The organism is Novosphingobium sp. PASSN1 (assembly GCF_002278815.1).
The window spans coordinates 362097-375395 of record NZ_NKIS01000003.1 but is presented as its reverse complement, the minus strand read 5'-3'; the positions used below and the strand labels follow the sequence as shown (position 1 = coordinate 375395).

The following is a 13299-nucleotide window of genomic DNA, read 5'->3' as shown; positions in this document are numbered from 1 at the left end:
TCAGTAGCGCACCCGCACGCCCGCAAACGCGCCGCGCCCCACCGCGCCATAGCCCGCCGCCGTGGGCAGCCGCAGGTCAAACGCGTTCTCCAGCCGCGCTGTCAGCGTGATCCGATCATGCACCGGCAGGCTGGCGCGGAAGGTCGCAATCGGCCCGCCCGGCAGGCGCACCGCGTTCGCGGCATCATCGAAGCTCGCGCTGATCAGCCGCAAGTCCGCGCCAATCGCCAGCTGCGCCAGCGGCGTCTCCCAATCGCCCGAAACCGTCAGCGCATGCTGCGGCCGCCGCGCCAGATCCTTGCCGAACTGCGCGCTCCCCGCCGTCACATTGCGCGCGCGGGTATACGTATAGATCGAACGCAGCGTCACCGTGCGAACGGGCCGCAGCGTCAGCTCCGCTTCCGCGCCTTCCGCACGCGCCCTGCCGATGTTGTCATACGTGCCAAACGGCCGATTGGCGCAGATCCCCCCCGTCTGGCCAAAGCACGAGACATAGGCGATCAGGTTGCGGCTGTCCCGGCGATAGACGGTCACCGCCGCGCTCACCGGCCCGCTGGCAAACTCGATCCCCGCGTCATAGCTGCGGCTGCGTTCAGGCTTCAGCGCAGTGTTGCCGTAGTTCGATAGCAGCTGAAACAGCGTCGGCGCCTTGAACCCCTCGCCATAGCTCGCGCGCACCCGCAAGTTGCCCGTCAGACGTACCGTCCCGTTTGCCCCAAACGTTGTCGCCCCGCCAAACCGGCTGTGATCGTCATGCCGCAGCCCCGCCGCAAACGAAGCGTTCTCGCCATACCAGCCCAGCATCGCATGCCCGCTGCTCAGCCGCGCGCTCTGCCGCGCATCGAACGTCCCGGCATAGCGCGTCCATTCGCTGTCCGCCCCGAAATCGAGCGCAAATCCGGCGGGCAGCTGCGCCCGCCCGGTCAGATCGGCCCGCTCGCTGCGCCCCTGATAGCCATAGCTCGGCGCGGTGCCGAAGGCCGGATCGTAATAGTCGCGCTTGGTATCGGCCAGCGCAAACCCGGTGTTCACCGTCAGCCACCCCCCGTCATAGCGCAGGCCTGCCCGGCCCGAAAACTGGCGCGTCACCTGATATTCGCCCGTATCGGCAAAGGTGTAGCTCGGTGCCGGATAGCCGTCGATCTCGGTGCGCGTATCAGCATACCGCGCGCTCGCCATCACGGACAGGCCCGGCAGCAGATCAAACCGCCCCCTGCCGCCCAGCCGCCATTGCCGCGCACCGTCCGCCTCGGTCCCGCTCGCAGCCGCTGAAACGCCGTCGGTCGTGGTATACCCCCCGCTGAGCGAGAGCGCATAGGCCTCCTTCGCCAGACCCGCCGCCGCTTCCCCGGCAAAGCTCCCCCGGCTCCCGCCTTCCGCGCTGGCGTCCACGCCGTTGAGCTCGCGCGTCTGCACCGCAATCACCCCGCCCAGCGCCGCGCTGCCCCATGTTACCGAATTGGAGCCGCGCAGCACGTCGATGCGCTCGATCCCGCCCGTCGTCAGCGTGCCGAAATCAAACCCTGATCCGGGCGCGGAAACATCCTCCACCCGCACCCCGTCGATCAGCACCAGCACCTGCTCGGAATCCGAACCGCGCAGCCGCACCCCGGTAAACGCCCCCGGCCCGCCATTGCGGCTGAGCGTCAGCCCCGGCACCTGTTCAAGCGCCCGCGTCACATCCGGCCCCTGCAAGCGGGCCAGATCGGCCGCCGTGATCACCGTGATCGGCTGGCCCGTCTGGTCGATCCGCCGGGGGCTGCCCGTGGCGACAACCGTGATGTTGGCGGGGTCACGGCGGAGAGCATCAGGACCAACGAACACATCCGTTGCGATGTCACCAGCCTGTTGGGCGAGCGCAGGAGTCGCCAGAAGGCAACAAGCAAACGCAGAAAGATAAAGATTTTTCACTCGAGATTCCTCCCGGCCCATGGACGTTGCCGTCCATGGCGGGAGAGTGCGCGGGGCCATAAGGCGCGCCATCTCTCGCATGCGCCCGGTACACCCCGCCCGGCCGCGGAACGACCACACACCGGCAGGTTTCCTGGCTCGCCCGGGTCATCGCCCCCCGTTCGCCTTCCCGGCCCGCAAAGGCCAGTGGCATGTTGAACAGGGCGCTCGCCGGGCACAGTTGCGGGGGCAGCTTCGGAGCCAAATCCCTGAAGATTCGTCCGAATTCCCTCTTAGCCCGCTCGCACGGGCACCGGTGGCGTCAGGTCAGATACCTAACGCCCCTTGCCCAAAGGGGCAAGTTCAAACACCGCCCGCGTCATTCGGTAAGATGCCTCCGGCGGGCAAGGGCCATCGCCCTTGCATCCCCACATTTTCGTCAGTCCCAACCGCAACCGTTTACTTAGGACAACTCTATCCGCAGCCCGGGATCGCTCTCCACCTCGGCAACGATCAGATTGTAGCGCCCCACGATCTGCGCAAATGCATCGCGCCGCCCACTGGCTTTGAACGGTCCAATTTCAAACACATTTGCCGCCGATTACACCTATGCGAGACGGTAGCCGTTGCGCTTCAGTGCCATCTTAAGCTCCGCGGCTGCCACTGCGATTGGCATCGAAGCGAGATCGCGTTCAGCCACAGGTTCGCTTTCAAACGGGGATCGGAGTGAATAGCGCCCAAATCTCTCCGCGCTTCTGCGCGAAACCCCAAACACCCGGGCGCGCAAAGGGCTTGCCCCCCGCGCCACCTTGCCATCCCCTGCGCCCCCACCCACGTGGTGCAAAACCTCCGCGCGCTCTTGCCGGAATCGAACAAATCTGGAACAGACTGCCCTCATGTCCCTCAGCACCATCTCGATCCGCGGCGCGCGTGAGCACAATCTCAAGGGCATCGACGTTGATCTCCCGCGCGATAGCCTGATCGTCATCACCGGCCTCTCCGGCTCCGGCAAGTCGAGCCTTGCGTTCGATACGATCTATGCGGAGGGCCAGCGCCGCTATGTCGAGAGCTTGTCGGCCTATGCCCGCCAGTTCCTTGAGATGATGCAGAAGCCCGATGTCGAGCATATCGACGGGCTCAGCCCCGCGATCAGCATCGAGCAGAAGACCACCAGCCGCAATCCGCGCTCCACCGTCGCCACGGTGACGGAGATCTACGATTACATGCGCCTGCTCTGGGCGCGCGTCGGCGTTCCCTATTCGCCTGCCACGGGCCTGCCCATCGCAGCGCAGACCGTCACCCAGATGGTCGACCGCGTGCTCGCCCTGCCAGAGGGCACGCGCGCCTATCTCCTCGCCCCCGTCGTGCGCGGCCGCAAGGGGGAATACCGCAAGGAGCTCGCCGAATGGCAGCGCTCCGGCTACACCCGCGTGCGCATCAACGGCGAGCTGATGGCCATCGAAGACGCCCCCGCGCTCGACAAGAAGCTGAAGCACGACATCGAAGTCGTCGTCGATCGCATCGCGGTCAAGCAGACGGATGAAGGCTTCCGCACCCGGCTGGCGGACAGTTTCGAACAGGCGCTGAAGCTGGCCGACGGCACCGTCTATCTCGATCTGGCAGACACCACTGTCGCCGCTGTCGGCGGGGAACCCGCCCCCGTCGAAGCGCCCGAGCCTGAGGCCAAGCCCAGGAAGGGCATGAAGAAAACCGGCCTCGCCGCGAACCGCATCGTCTTCAGCGAAAAGTTCGCCTGCCCCGTCAGCGGTTTCACCATCGAAAGCATCGAACCGCGCCTGTTCAGCTTCAACGCTCCGCAAGGCGCGTGCCCCGCGTGCGACGGCCTTGGCGAAAAGCTGCTGTTCGATCCCCAGCTTGTCGTGCCGAACGAAAACCTCAGCCTCAAGCAGGGCGCGGTCGTGCCGTGGGCCAAGTCCAACCCGCCGTCGCCCTATTACATGCAGGTGCTGGCCAGCCTCGCCGCGCATTTCGGCTTCAGCCTTGAAACGCCGTGGGAAAAGCTGCCCGGCGAAGTCAAGGTCGTCATCCTCTATGGCACCGCCGGCAAGGCCGTCCCGCTCACCTTCATCGATGGCCGCAAGTCCTACACGGTGCAGAAGGCCTTCGAGGGCGTCATCGGCAACTTGAACCGCCGCCTGCTGCAAACCGAAAGCGCATGGATGCGCGAGGAGCTGTCCAAGTTCCAGACCGCGCAGCCCTGCGAAACCTGCCAGGGCGCGCGGCTCAAGCCCGAGGCGCTCAGCGTCAAGGTGGCGATGGCGGACATTTCCAGCGTGACCCACCTCTCCGTCGCCGCCGCGGTGGAATGGTTCGGCGCGCTCGATGCCCAGCTCACATCGCAGCAAAGCCAGATCGCCAAGGCCATTCTCAAGGAAATCAACGAACGCCTTGGATTTCTGAACAATGTCGGTCTGGATTATCTAAACCTCGATCGAACTTCAGGTACGCTTTCCGGCGGTGAGAGCCAGCGCATCCGCCTCGCCAGCCAGATCGGCAGCGGTCTTTCGGGCGTGCTCTACGTGCTCGACGAACCCTCCATCGGCCTCCACCAGCGCGACAACGACCGCCTGCTCATCACCCTCAAGCGCCTGCGCGATCTCGGTAACACCGTCATCGTGGTCGAGCACGACGAGGACGCGATCCGCACCGCAGACCACGTCGTCGATCTCGGCCCCGGTGCGGGTGTCCACGGCGGCGAGATCGTCGCGCAGGGCACGCTCGAAGACATCCTGAACAACCCCGCCAGCCTCACCGGCCAATACCTCACCGGCGCCCGCCGCATCGAAGTGCCGAAGAAGCGCCGCAAGGGCAACGGCCTCAAGCTGACGGTCGAAGGCGCGCGGGCCAACAACCTGCAGAATGTTACCGCCAGCGTCCCCCTCGGCACGTTCACCTGCGTCACCGGCGTCTCCGGCTCGGGCAAATCGAGCTTCACGATCGATACGCTCCACGCCGTCGCCGCCCGCACGCTCAATGGCGCGCGCGTCATCGCCGGGGCGCATGACCGCGTCACCGGCCTCGAACACTGCGACAAGGTGATCGAGATCGACCAGTCCCCCATCGGCCGCACGCCCCGGTCGAACCCCGCGACGTACACCGGCGCCTTCACCCTGATCCGCGATTGGTTCGCGGGCCTGCCCGAAAGCGCCGCGCGCGGCTACAAGCCCGGCCGCTTCAGCTTCAACGTCAAAGGCGGCCGCTGCGAGAAGTGCCAGGGCGACGGCCTCATCAAGATCGAGATGCACTTCCTGCCGGACGTCTACGTCACGTGCGAGGAATGCGACGGCAAGCGCTACAACCGCGAAACGCTGGAGGTGAAGTTCAAGGGCCACTCCATCGCCGATGTGCTGGATATGACCATCGAGGACGCGGAGGAGTTCTTCAAGGCCGTCCCCCCGATCCGGGACCGGATGCACATGCTCAACGAAGTCGGCCTCGGCTATGTCAAGGTTGGCCAGCAGGCCACCACGCTTTCGGGCGGCGAAGCCCAGCGCGTCAAGCTCGCCAAGGAACTCGCCCGCCGCAGCACGGGGCAGACGCTCTATATCCTCGATGAGCCCACCACCGGGCTTCACTTCGAAGATGTGCGCAAGCTGCTCGAAGTGCTCCACCGCCTCGTCGATCAGGGCAACAGCGTCGTCGTCATCGAACACAACCTCGATGTCATCAAAACCGCCGACTGGTTGCTCGATCTCGGCCCCGAAGGCGGGGTGCGCGGCGGCGAACTGGTGGCGGAAGGTACGCCTGAACAAGTCGCCAAAAACCCCCGGAGCTTCACCGGCCATTACCTGAAGCCGCTCCTCACCCGCTAAGGGCTAAGCGCTAAGCGCTAAGCGCAGGGGGAGGGGCCTGCCGCCACTTCGGGCAGCAGGCCAGCCGCCTTACACGCGCGACTTGGTGCAGATCACGAAGCCGAGGATCACGCGGCACTGCACGCCCTGGCCGATCGACCAGTGGCCTTCGCCTGCCACCGCCGGAACGGAAACGAGTGCCGTGCCCGCCGCCGCGAGGGCCAGCGCCGCGCGGCGCAGGGAGGTGATGCTGAACTTCATCGTGTTGCCTTTCGGATCGCGACCGCCAGTCCATCCGGGGCGCACCCTATCACAACGGATCGCCAGCCGGTTTTATTCGCCGCCTTTGCCGCTCTGTATGATTTTGTTGCCACCGGGCTGTTCCCCCGCCGCCGCACCCGCCCTTCCGTTGACAAGCTCGCACGCCCCCATCATCTGCGCTCTATATGTAATGATATAGCATTCCCCGGCACTGCGAGCCGGGCTCCCCCGCGCCGCACACCCCCCGCCAGAGTTCAGGAGACCGTCCCATGAACCCCCGCTCCCTCGCGACGCTTGTGGCCGCGATCCTCCTCGCCGCGACCACCGCGCAGGCCCAAAGCGCCCCTGCCGCAAGCCCCATCGCCCCGCGCCCCGCCGGGCCGCCGCCCACCCCCACTTGGACGCTTACCGTCGGCATGGTCCCGCTCGTCGCCCCCGCTTGGCAGGGTTCGCGCGATTATGCGCTGTCGATCTTTCCGGATATCCGCGTGGCCTACAAGGATGTTGCCTTTGCCTCGGTGCAGGAAGGCTTCGGCGTCAACGTCATCAACCGGGATGGCTGGAAAATCGGCCCCATAGCCCGCCTCCGCTTCGGACGGCGCGAATCCACCGGCGGTTCGCCTTTCCTTGTCACTGGTGGCAGCGATGCCCTGCGCGGCTTAGGCAACATCGGCCTAGCCGGAGAGTTCGGCGGCTTCGTGCAATATAGCCCAGCCGGAGCACTCGGTCGCCGCGTGGCCCTGCGCACCGAAGTCCGCCAAGGCACCGGCGGGCACGAAGGGCTTGTTGCCGAACCCTCGATTCGCTTCAGCGACCGCGCTGGCGCCTTCCGCTACTCGCTCGCCCTGCGCTCCACTTTCGCCAGCGCAAAGTACACGCAGGTCTATTTTGGCGTCACCCCCGATCAGGCCGCCCGCGCCGGCCTTTCGGCCTACCGCACCGGTTCCGGCCTTGTCTCTGCCGGTATCGGCGGCACGCTTACCCGTCCCCTCGGCAAACGCGGACAGCACGGCGCCATCACGCTCCTCGCTGGCTACGACTGCCTCGGCAACGTCGCCGCAGACAGCACGCTGATCCGCGGGCGCGGCCGCCGCGACCAGCTCAGCGTCGGCCTCGCCTACGGCTACCGTTTCACCTGGAAGTAGCCCCGTCCCTCCCCAATCTGGCGGGGGAGGGGGCAGCCAACAAAGCAGGTGGAGGATAGGCTCGCGGCAACAGGGTTTCGGTCAGAGCACGAAGTTGTCCGTCGGCGTCTCGCCGAATGACGTGCCAATGTTGGCGTTGACCTTGTCGGGATTGTTCCGATCCGTTGCGATGATCCTCTCCTCTCCCGTGCCGCTGGGAGTAGATATTTGTGCTGACCAATCGAAGTCAGTCGTCGGATCGGTGCAAGGATTTGCGCACATCCCAACATAGCGCACCGACGATTTCTTCGGCATTTTTGCTGCCGTTCGTCGCGCTGCTGTCATCAACTCTTCACCGTGCTGCAACAAACGGTACCTAGGCCTGAACGCCGGATGAACAGTTACCTGCCCCTGATGGATGAGCCTCCTTGCGGGCAAGAGGAAGGCCCCGCACGCGCGATGTCACGCAAGGCATCCATTCTGCTCTACGAACCCAACCAGACCATCCTGAGAATGATGAAGTTCAATCTCGAGATGGAAGGTTTTGCCGTGGTCGAAGCGGGCGAGCCGGGCGATCTGGCGCGCCAGATCGCGGCGCAGGATCTCGATCTCGTACTGCTCAACTGGAGCGAACCGGGTGAAGGCTGTGCGCAGCTTTGCCGCGCGGTGCGCCGGGCAGACGGGACCGGCTATCTGCCGATCATCGTTGTCTCTGCGGTGCGCGATGAACGCGAACGGCTCGGGGCTTATGATGCGGGCGCCGATGATATCCTCGTCAGGCCGTTCTCGTTGCCCGAACTGCTCGCCCGCATCCGCGCCATTCTGCGGCGCACCGCGCCGGCCATCAGCGGGCGCGTGATCCGCATTGCGGGCGTGGAGATGGATATCGACAATGGCACCGTGGCGCGGGACGGGCTCGATGTCCGGCTCAGCCTGATCGAGTTCAAGATCTTGCGCTACCTGATGGAAAACGCGGGCAAAGTCCGCACCCGCGAACAGATCCGCACCGCGGTATGGGGGCGCGAAAGCCAGATCGAACTGCGCGCGGTCGATGTGCGCATCACCCGTCTGCGCCGCCGGCTCAATCTGGAAAGTCGGCCCGATGTAATCCGCACCGTGCGCTCGGTCGGCTATGCCCTTGGCGATCAGCAACCGCGCCTGCGTGCGGATCCAAGGCTCGACGGAGCGGAAGCCTGACCGGCGAAAAAACCGCGCCTCAGGGCGTGGTCAGCCGGCCCACTGTGTCCCTGTCGAATGTCCCGCTCGGCGATATCCCGGCGCTCGATTGGAAGTCCCGGATCGCGGCGGTCAGGCGGTCGGGATCCTGCGCCTCGACGGCATTGGCAAGGAAGTTGAGGCTGACGAGCCGGTCGACAATCCGCTGCACCGTCGCGCTGTCCAGCACGCCCGCACCAGCGGGCAGGGCAGTCGCCGCAGGAGGAGCAGCAGCCGCTTGCGGCAGCCCGCCCGACGCTTCGGCCTTGTCTGCGGGCGGGGTGGCGTCAACCGGCGGAATGGTCTCCTCCGGCGGCAGCACGCTGATGGCCTCGCCCAGCGCTGGCGAAGTGGCTGCTGCTTGGGGCGATGTCCGCGCCTGTGCGGGAACACCAGCCACGGCCACCAGCACGGCCGCGATCAGGCCGGGCAGCGGCATCTTCAGGAACCGGCGCAACTCAGTTCTTGAACGTGCCGGTCGCGGTGGTCTGGCCGGTATTGCTGCCGGATATCGTGTTGCCGTTGATCGAGTTCGAATCGCCATTGATCTGGTTGTAGACGCAATACCCGCACGAGGTCACCGACCGATACATCGAGGTCACATCCTTGCCGATGGTCTGGATCTGGGCGTTCTCGCCTTCGGTCTTGTGCAGCAATGCCGAGTTGAGTGCCGGCCCCGAACTGCCGCTGGAACCCATCGTGCCCCAGGCACTGGTGGCGGGACCGGCAAACGCCGGCGCGGCGGCCGTGCCGAGCAGGATCATGATGGCGGCAAGCGTGGTGGTGGTCCGGGTCATTGTGCTGATCCTTCCTGCTGGGTGCGTGATCACTTGGACGAAGTGGTCCTGATCGAGATGACGTTCGAGAGCCCGGTGGCCGAGACACTCTGGCTGGCGTTGTTGCCGGCGAACGAGCCGCCGGTGATCGTGGCACGGACATTCACCGAGCCTGAGTTCGTACCCGACAGGCGCGTGCCCGAAACGCTCGCGGCGGAAGTGCCGACCGGCTCTCCCTGCGCGTCAAGATTGGCATCGTTGATGCTGTAGCTCGAACTCGCCCCCTGTGCGGCAAGATTGCCGGCGGAGTTGTCGGTCCCGCCCGAAACGGTGGGATTGCTGACATCGCCGCGTAGCGAAATATCGCCGGAATTGATGGCGGTGAGGTCGGAATTGCCATTGTGCGTGATCTGCGCTGCGGCAGCAACCGGCAGGGCCAAGGCAACCGCAGCGGCCAGACGGATGGCCCGGCGCGTCGTGATCCCGAAGATTGCGAATGCCATACCGAAACGCCCTTTCTCTCACTCCGGCCTGCCGTTCGCGGCGAGGGCCACATGCGGGAAAAGGAGGAGCCACGCGGCCCCTCCTTCCCAGGTCTTTTACGCAGGTCCCGCCCGCAAGGGGCGGGTTGTCCGCGCCTTACTGCGTCAGCAGAACCGTGCGGCTGACCGACTGCGACGCCGAAGCGCCAACTGCAGCGGCCGAGACCGAGTTGCTGAAGCCTTCGGCGATGACCGCAGTCTGCAGGCCGCCGCCAAGCACCGAAACCGCGCCCGAGTTGACCGCAGCCAGCGTGATGTCGCTGCCGATCGCCGTCGCCACGCCGGTCACGCCAGCGCCCGAGTTGTCGGTGATCGAGATCGACTGGGAAGCCGAAGCGCCGAGGCCCGCGATGCTGATCGAGTTCTTCGCCCCGCCATCGATGTTGCCACCGGTGGTCAGGTTGACGTTGTTGATGATGTCACCCGAGTTGGTGCTGTTAACCGTGATCGCGTCAAACGACACGTCGCCAGCCGCCGCACCGCCGCCGGTGTCGAACACGGTGTTGGCATAGGACACCGAACCCGACGAACCGAGCGCAGCCGCGCTGATCGAGTTGTTGTTGCCAGCGCCAGAGATCGAGGCATCGTCGTAGGTGGCCTGCGCCGTGCCATCGACATCGCCGCCGAGCGTGACCGCGCCGGCGTTGGTCGAGTCGACCACCAGTTCGCCGACAGCGGCGTTGAAGGCCGTGACCACGCCGCCGCCGCTCGTGCCCGAAGCGAGCGAGAACGAAGCCGACGAACCGAGCGCCGCGGCGCTGATTGCGTTGGCATTGCCGCCAGCGATCGCCGGGGTGGTGGCACCCGCGCCGAGGCCGACCGCAATGGCGCCGGCTGCGTCGTTGGCCGAGCTGATGAGCGCGCCGTCAGCCAGCGTGAGGTCGAACGAATCAAGCACCGAGCCATCGCCATCGACCGCAGCCGAGAACGAGGCAGACGCCGATGAACCAAGACCGGCGACGCTGATGCTGTTGCCGTTGCCGCCAGCGATCGACGGAGCGGTCAGGCCGGTGGCGAGCGAGAGGGTCACGGCGCCCGCGTTGCCGCCCACGGTGGCGTCAGCCGCGTCGACCGAACCGTCAGCCGCGCCCGAAGACACGATCAGCTGGCCCGAGGTGTAGGCGAAGGTCTCGCCGTCGGGAACGGCTGCGCCGGCCACGTCGGTGAGCGTGGTCGAACCCGAAACCGAGGCGGACGAACCGACTGCAGCGAGCGAGATCGAGTTGGCGTTGCCGCCGCCGATTGTGGCACCGGTGATGATGTCGGTGTTGTTGCCAACGTCGCTGGCGCTACCGGCGACAACCGTCACCGCGCCACCGAATTCGACCGCGGCATCGCCGCCAACGCCCGAGTTGTTGACCGAGGAGAAGCCCGACGATGCCGAAGCGCCGACCGTGGCGCCCGAGATCGAGTTCTTGTAGCCAGCGGTGATTTCCGGGCTTTCAATGCCGGCGACGGTGCCGCCATTGACCGGATCGTTGAGCACGGCGCCGGTGTTCAGCGCGCTGACGTTGACATCGCCGGCAATGGTCCAGCTATCAGCAACCTGTGCATGCGCAGAAGTCGCAGCGAAAAAAGCAGTCGCGCCAAGCAGCGCGAGCTTCGTCATGTGAATCTTGGTCACGTTAATACCCCTATTTCTTTCGTTTATACCCCGTATCTAGCCCCGTAGGTACTAGCACGAGCGCATTGGCCACCTTGGTTGAAACATTGGTGACGGTTTGAAGAATGGGCGGCTTTTTTTCTTTAACGGATCTGTAACCAAGTGTTGTTTCAGGACAACTTGCGCTGCGCAGGCAGGTTCAGCGCTGGTTGCGCCGGGCCTTGTCGGGATTGGCAATAGTGCCGCTGGCAGGGCCTTGTTCGGCGGGAATCCGCGGTGCCGGGCTCTGGGCAGGCAGATCATCGCGGCGTGCGCGTGAGCCGTGCGCGGGCTTTTCCTGAGGGCGATCCTCATTGACCCGCGCCTTGTGCGCGGCCTTCAGATTTTCGACCATCTGGCGGCAATCATCGGGCACGACCGGCATGGAAGCCAGCACATCGGCGACGGCCAGCGCGATCACATCCCGAGTCGCTTCCTGCAGGCGCTGCTGATCGGTGAAACCGATCGTGCCGGTGACGAGCTCGCCCTTGCCCTTGCCGAACAGACGCCCGCCGCCGATCCCGGCATCGCGGTAGAACACTTGCCGGTTGAGCGAGCTGATTGCCATCGTCATGCGGTCACCCGGCCGGTACATTTCGGCCGAGACTTCAAGGCTTGCCCCGCGCACGTTGTAGTAGGGGCCGATGCCCCCGGCGCGGATGTCCATCGAAGGACCGCCGATGAAATCGAGCGCAGTGAACGCGGTCGAGATGATGAAGTTGGGCACGCGCGTCTGCTGTTGGGTCGCCAGCGCGGTATCGAGGCTGGAGCCGCCGAACTGGCGCAGCGCGCGCTCGGTGTTGAGCTCGTAGTAGTTCATCGAGAGACCGCCCGCGCGGATCACCGCTTCGGAGGCCCAGATCGCTGCCGTACCCTGCGGCAGGAACGAGCCGGTCGCGCCTTCATAGCCATAGGATGATTTGCCGGTGCCATCCGAATGCACCGCGATGCCGAAGCGGATGCGGTTCAGCGTGTGGCTATCGCGCATGCAGGTGAGCGCCTGCATGATCCCTTCGCTCGGCGTGCTTTGCGCCGAAGGCGGCGCTTCGGACAGCGTGACGCGGCTGCCAGTGCCATAGGGAATGCCGCAAGCGCCAAGCGGGGCCAGAAGGGCGGCGCTCAGCACAAGGCGCGCCATGCGGCCTCCCCGCACCAGAATCGCGTGGCCTGCGCCAGAGCGCCGGAGGTCAAGGCTTTGCATGCCGCAAATTTCCAAACGTTTCATAAGGTTCGCTTATGGTGGAGCGCAGGGCCAGCCCCCTGAGGGCCAGCGCGTATTATCGGGCGATTTGGACACTAAGATTACAGCTGCATGTCATTGCACCGCCGCATGTCATCAGGCCGCGTGGTGTCACGAAACCGGACAGTCTGCCGCGCGCGGCGGTTCAGCGTCTGCGTGTGCCTCGCGGCGGGTTCAGCGCTACGGTGCATTCGCCCATGTAGATGCGCTTGAGGTCGTAGCTGGTGATGTCTCCTGCAGTGCCGAGGAATATCCGCGCCGTCCCGCGCGCCGGATCGTAGTCACTCACCAGCAGGGTCTTGAAGGCTCCGGTTGGAGTCGTCTTCGCCAGTTCCACCCGCTCGGGCCAGAGATCGACCACGCGGTCGAACGGCCCCGGCGCGTCGGCGGTGAGCCCGTCGGGGTCCTCGGTCACGCGGGTGCGCGAATCGACTGGTTCGGCGGCCTCGGTCGCATCGGGCGGGGGCGCGGTGCGCGCGCCGATTGCCGGGAGATAGAGGCTAAGGCGGTGGTGCGTGTCGAACGTGATGTCGGCGTGTGTCTGCTGCTTTTCGGGATTGAAGTTGGTCGCGTGGCCCAACTGGCAGGTTACCAGACGGGCGGGCAGGCGCGTCTGCGGCCGCGCGGGACTGGCCGCTGCGGCGGATGCGCAGGCCGTGCCGAGCCCGAGGGCTGCCGCGGCGGCAAGGGCAAGTCGCCAGCGGCGCGTGGAGGCAAGGCGGATGTGCAAGGCATGGGACATGATGATCGCAGGTTCCACCGGGCTTGAGTCGCATCGCTGCTAGGAAGCAAGCGTG

General features: G+C 65.7%; 12 protein-coding genes and 1 riboswitch. Of the genes, 3 read left to right on the top strand and 9 right to left on the bottom strand.

Annotation, left to right across the window (positions count from 1 at the left end; translation table 11 throughout):
• A complete protein-coding gene (locus tag CFE35_RS07500) occupies nt 1-1911 on the bottom strand; it encodes a TonB-dependent receptor (RefSeq protein ID WP_292929575.1) in 1911 nt (636 codons plus the stop codon).
• A 105-nt stretch (nt 1912-2016) separates the two neighbouring features.
• Nucleotides 2017-2223, bottom strand: a riboswitch (cobalamin riboswitch).
• A 563-nt stretch (nt 2224-2786) separates the two neighbouring features.
• Here CFE35_RS07500 and uvrA point away from each other — a divergent pair.
• The gene (uvrA, locus tag CFE35_RS07495) at nt 2787-5723 is read left to right on the top strand and encodes an excinuclease ABC subunit UvrA (protein ID WP_292929573.1); all 2937 of its coding nucleotides are present in this window, start codon (nt 2787-2789) and stop codon (nt 5721-5723) included.
• A gap of 69 nt (nt 5724-5792) precedes the next feature.
• Here the strand turns inward: uvrA and CFE35_RS07490 are convergent, their stop codons facing one another.
• Entirely contained in the window at nt 5793-5963 is a 171-nt protein-coding gene (locus tag CFE35_RS07490; protein ID WP_292929571.1) for a hypothetical protein, read from the bottom strand.
• Nucleotides 5964-6232: 269 nt separating this feature from the next.
• On the opposite strand from CFE35_RS07490, the gene CFE35_RS07485 reads away from it, so the two are divergent.
• Nucleotides 6233-7108 carry a MipA/OmpV family protein gene (locus CFE35_RS07485; RefSeq protein WP_292929569.1) on the top strand — a complete coding sequence of 292 codons (876 nt, stop codon included), beginning with the start codon at nt 6233-6235 and terminating at the stop codon, nt 7106-7108.
• Nucleotides 7109-7189: 81 nt separating this feature from the next.
• Here the strand turns inward: CFE35_RS07485 and CFE35_RS07480 are convergent, their stop codons facing one another.
• Nucleotides 7190-7453 (bottom strand): hypothetical protein, encoded by a 264-nt coding sequence (locus CFE35_RS07480; protein WP_292929567.1) that lies wholly within the window; start codon nt 7451-7453, stop codon nt 7190-7192.
• Nucleotides 7454-7546: 93 nt separating this feature from the next.
• On the opposite strand from CFE35_RS07480, the gene CFE35_RS07475 reads away from it, so the two are divergent.
• Complete coding sequence (locus tag CFE35_RS07475) at nt 7547-8284, top strand: winged helix-turn-helix domain-containing protein (protein WP_292929565.1); 738 nt, start codon at nt 7547-7549, stop codon at nt 8282-8284.
• Nucleotides 8285-8303: 19 nt separating this feature from the next.
• Here CFE35_RS07475 and CFE35_RS07470 read toward each other — a convergent pair whose 3' ends face one another.
• The 6 genes from CFE35_RS07470 to CFE35_RS07445 all read right to left on the bottom strand — a co-directional run bounded on the left by CFE35_RS07470 (nt 8304) and on the right by CFE35_RS07445 (nt 13262).
• Entirely contained in the window at nt 8304-8741 is a 438-nt protein-coding gene (locus tag CFE35_RS07470) for a peptidoglycan-binding domain-containing protein (protein WP_292929563.1), read from the bottom strand.
• Nucleotides 8742-8760: 19 nt separating this feature from the next.
• On the bottom strand, nt 8761-9099 hold the full coding sequence (locus CFE35_RS07465) for a hypothetical protein (RefSeq protein WP_292929561.1): 339 nt from the start codon (nt 9097-9099) through the stop codon (nt 8761-8763).
• A gap of 29 nt (nt 9100-9128) precedes the next feature.
• Nucleotides 9129-9581 carry a hypothetical protein gene (locus CFE35_RS07460; RefSeq protein WP_292929559.1) on the bottom strand — a complete coding sequence of 151 codons (453 nt, stop codon included), beginning with the start codon at nt 9579-9581 and terminating at the stop codon, nt 9129-9131.
• A 136-nt stretch (nt 9582-9717) separates the two neighbouring features.
• On the bottom strand, nt 9718-11244 hold the full coding sequence (locus CFE35_RS07455; protein ID WP_292929557.1) for a hypothetical protein: 1527 nt from the start codon (nt 11242-11244) through the stop codon (nt 9718-9720).
• 178 nt (nt 11245-11422) lie between these two features.
• Nucleotides 11423-12400 (bottom strand): hypothetical protein, encoded by a 978-nt coding sequence (locus tag CFE35_RS07450; RefSeq protein WP_292929555.1) that lies wholly within the window; start codon nt 12398-12400, stop codon nt 11423-11425.
• 247 nt (nt 12401-12647) lie between these two features.
• The gene (locus CFE35_RS07445) at nt 12648-13262 is read right to left on the bottom strand and encodes a hypothetical protein (protein ID WP_292929553.1); all 615 of its coding nucleotides are present in this window, start codon (nt 13260-13262) and stop codon (nt 12648-12650) included.
• Nucleotides 13263-13299 lie beyond the last annotated feature (37 nt).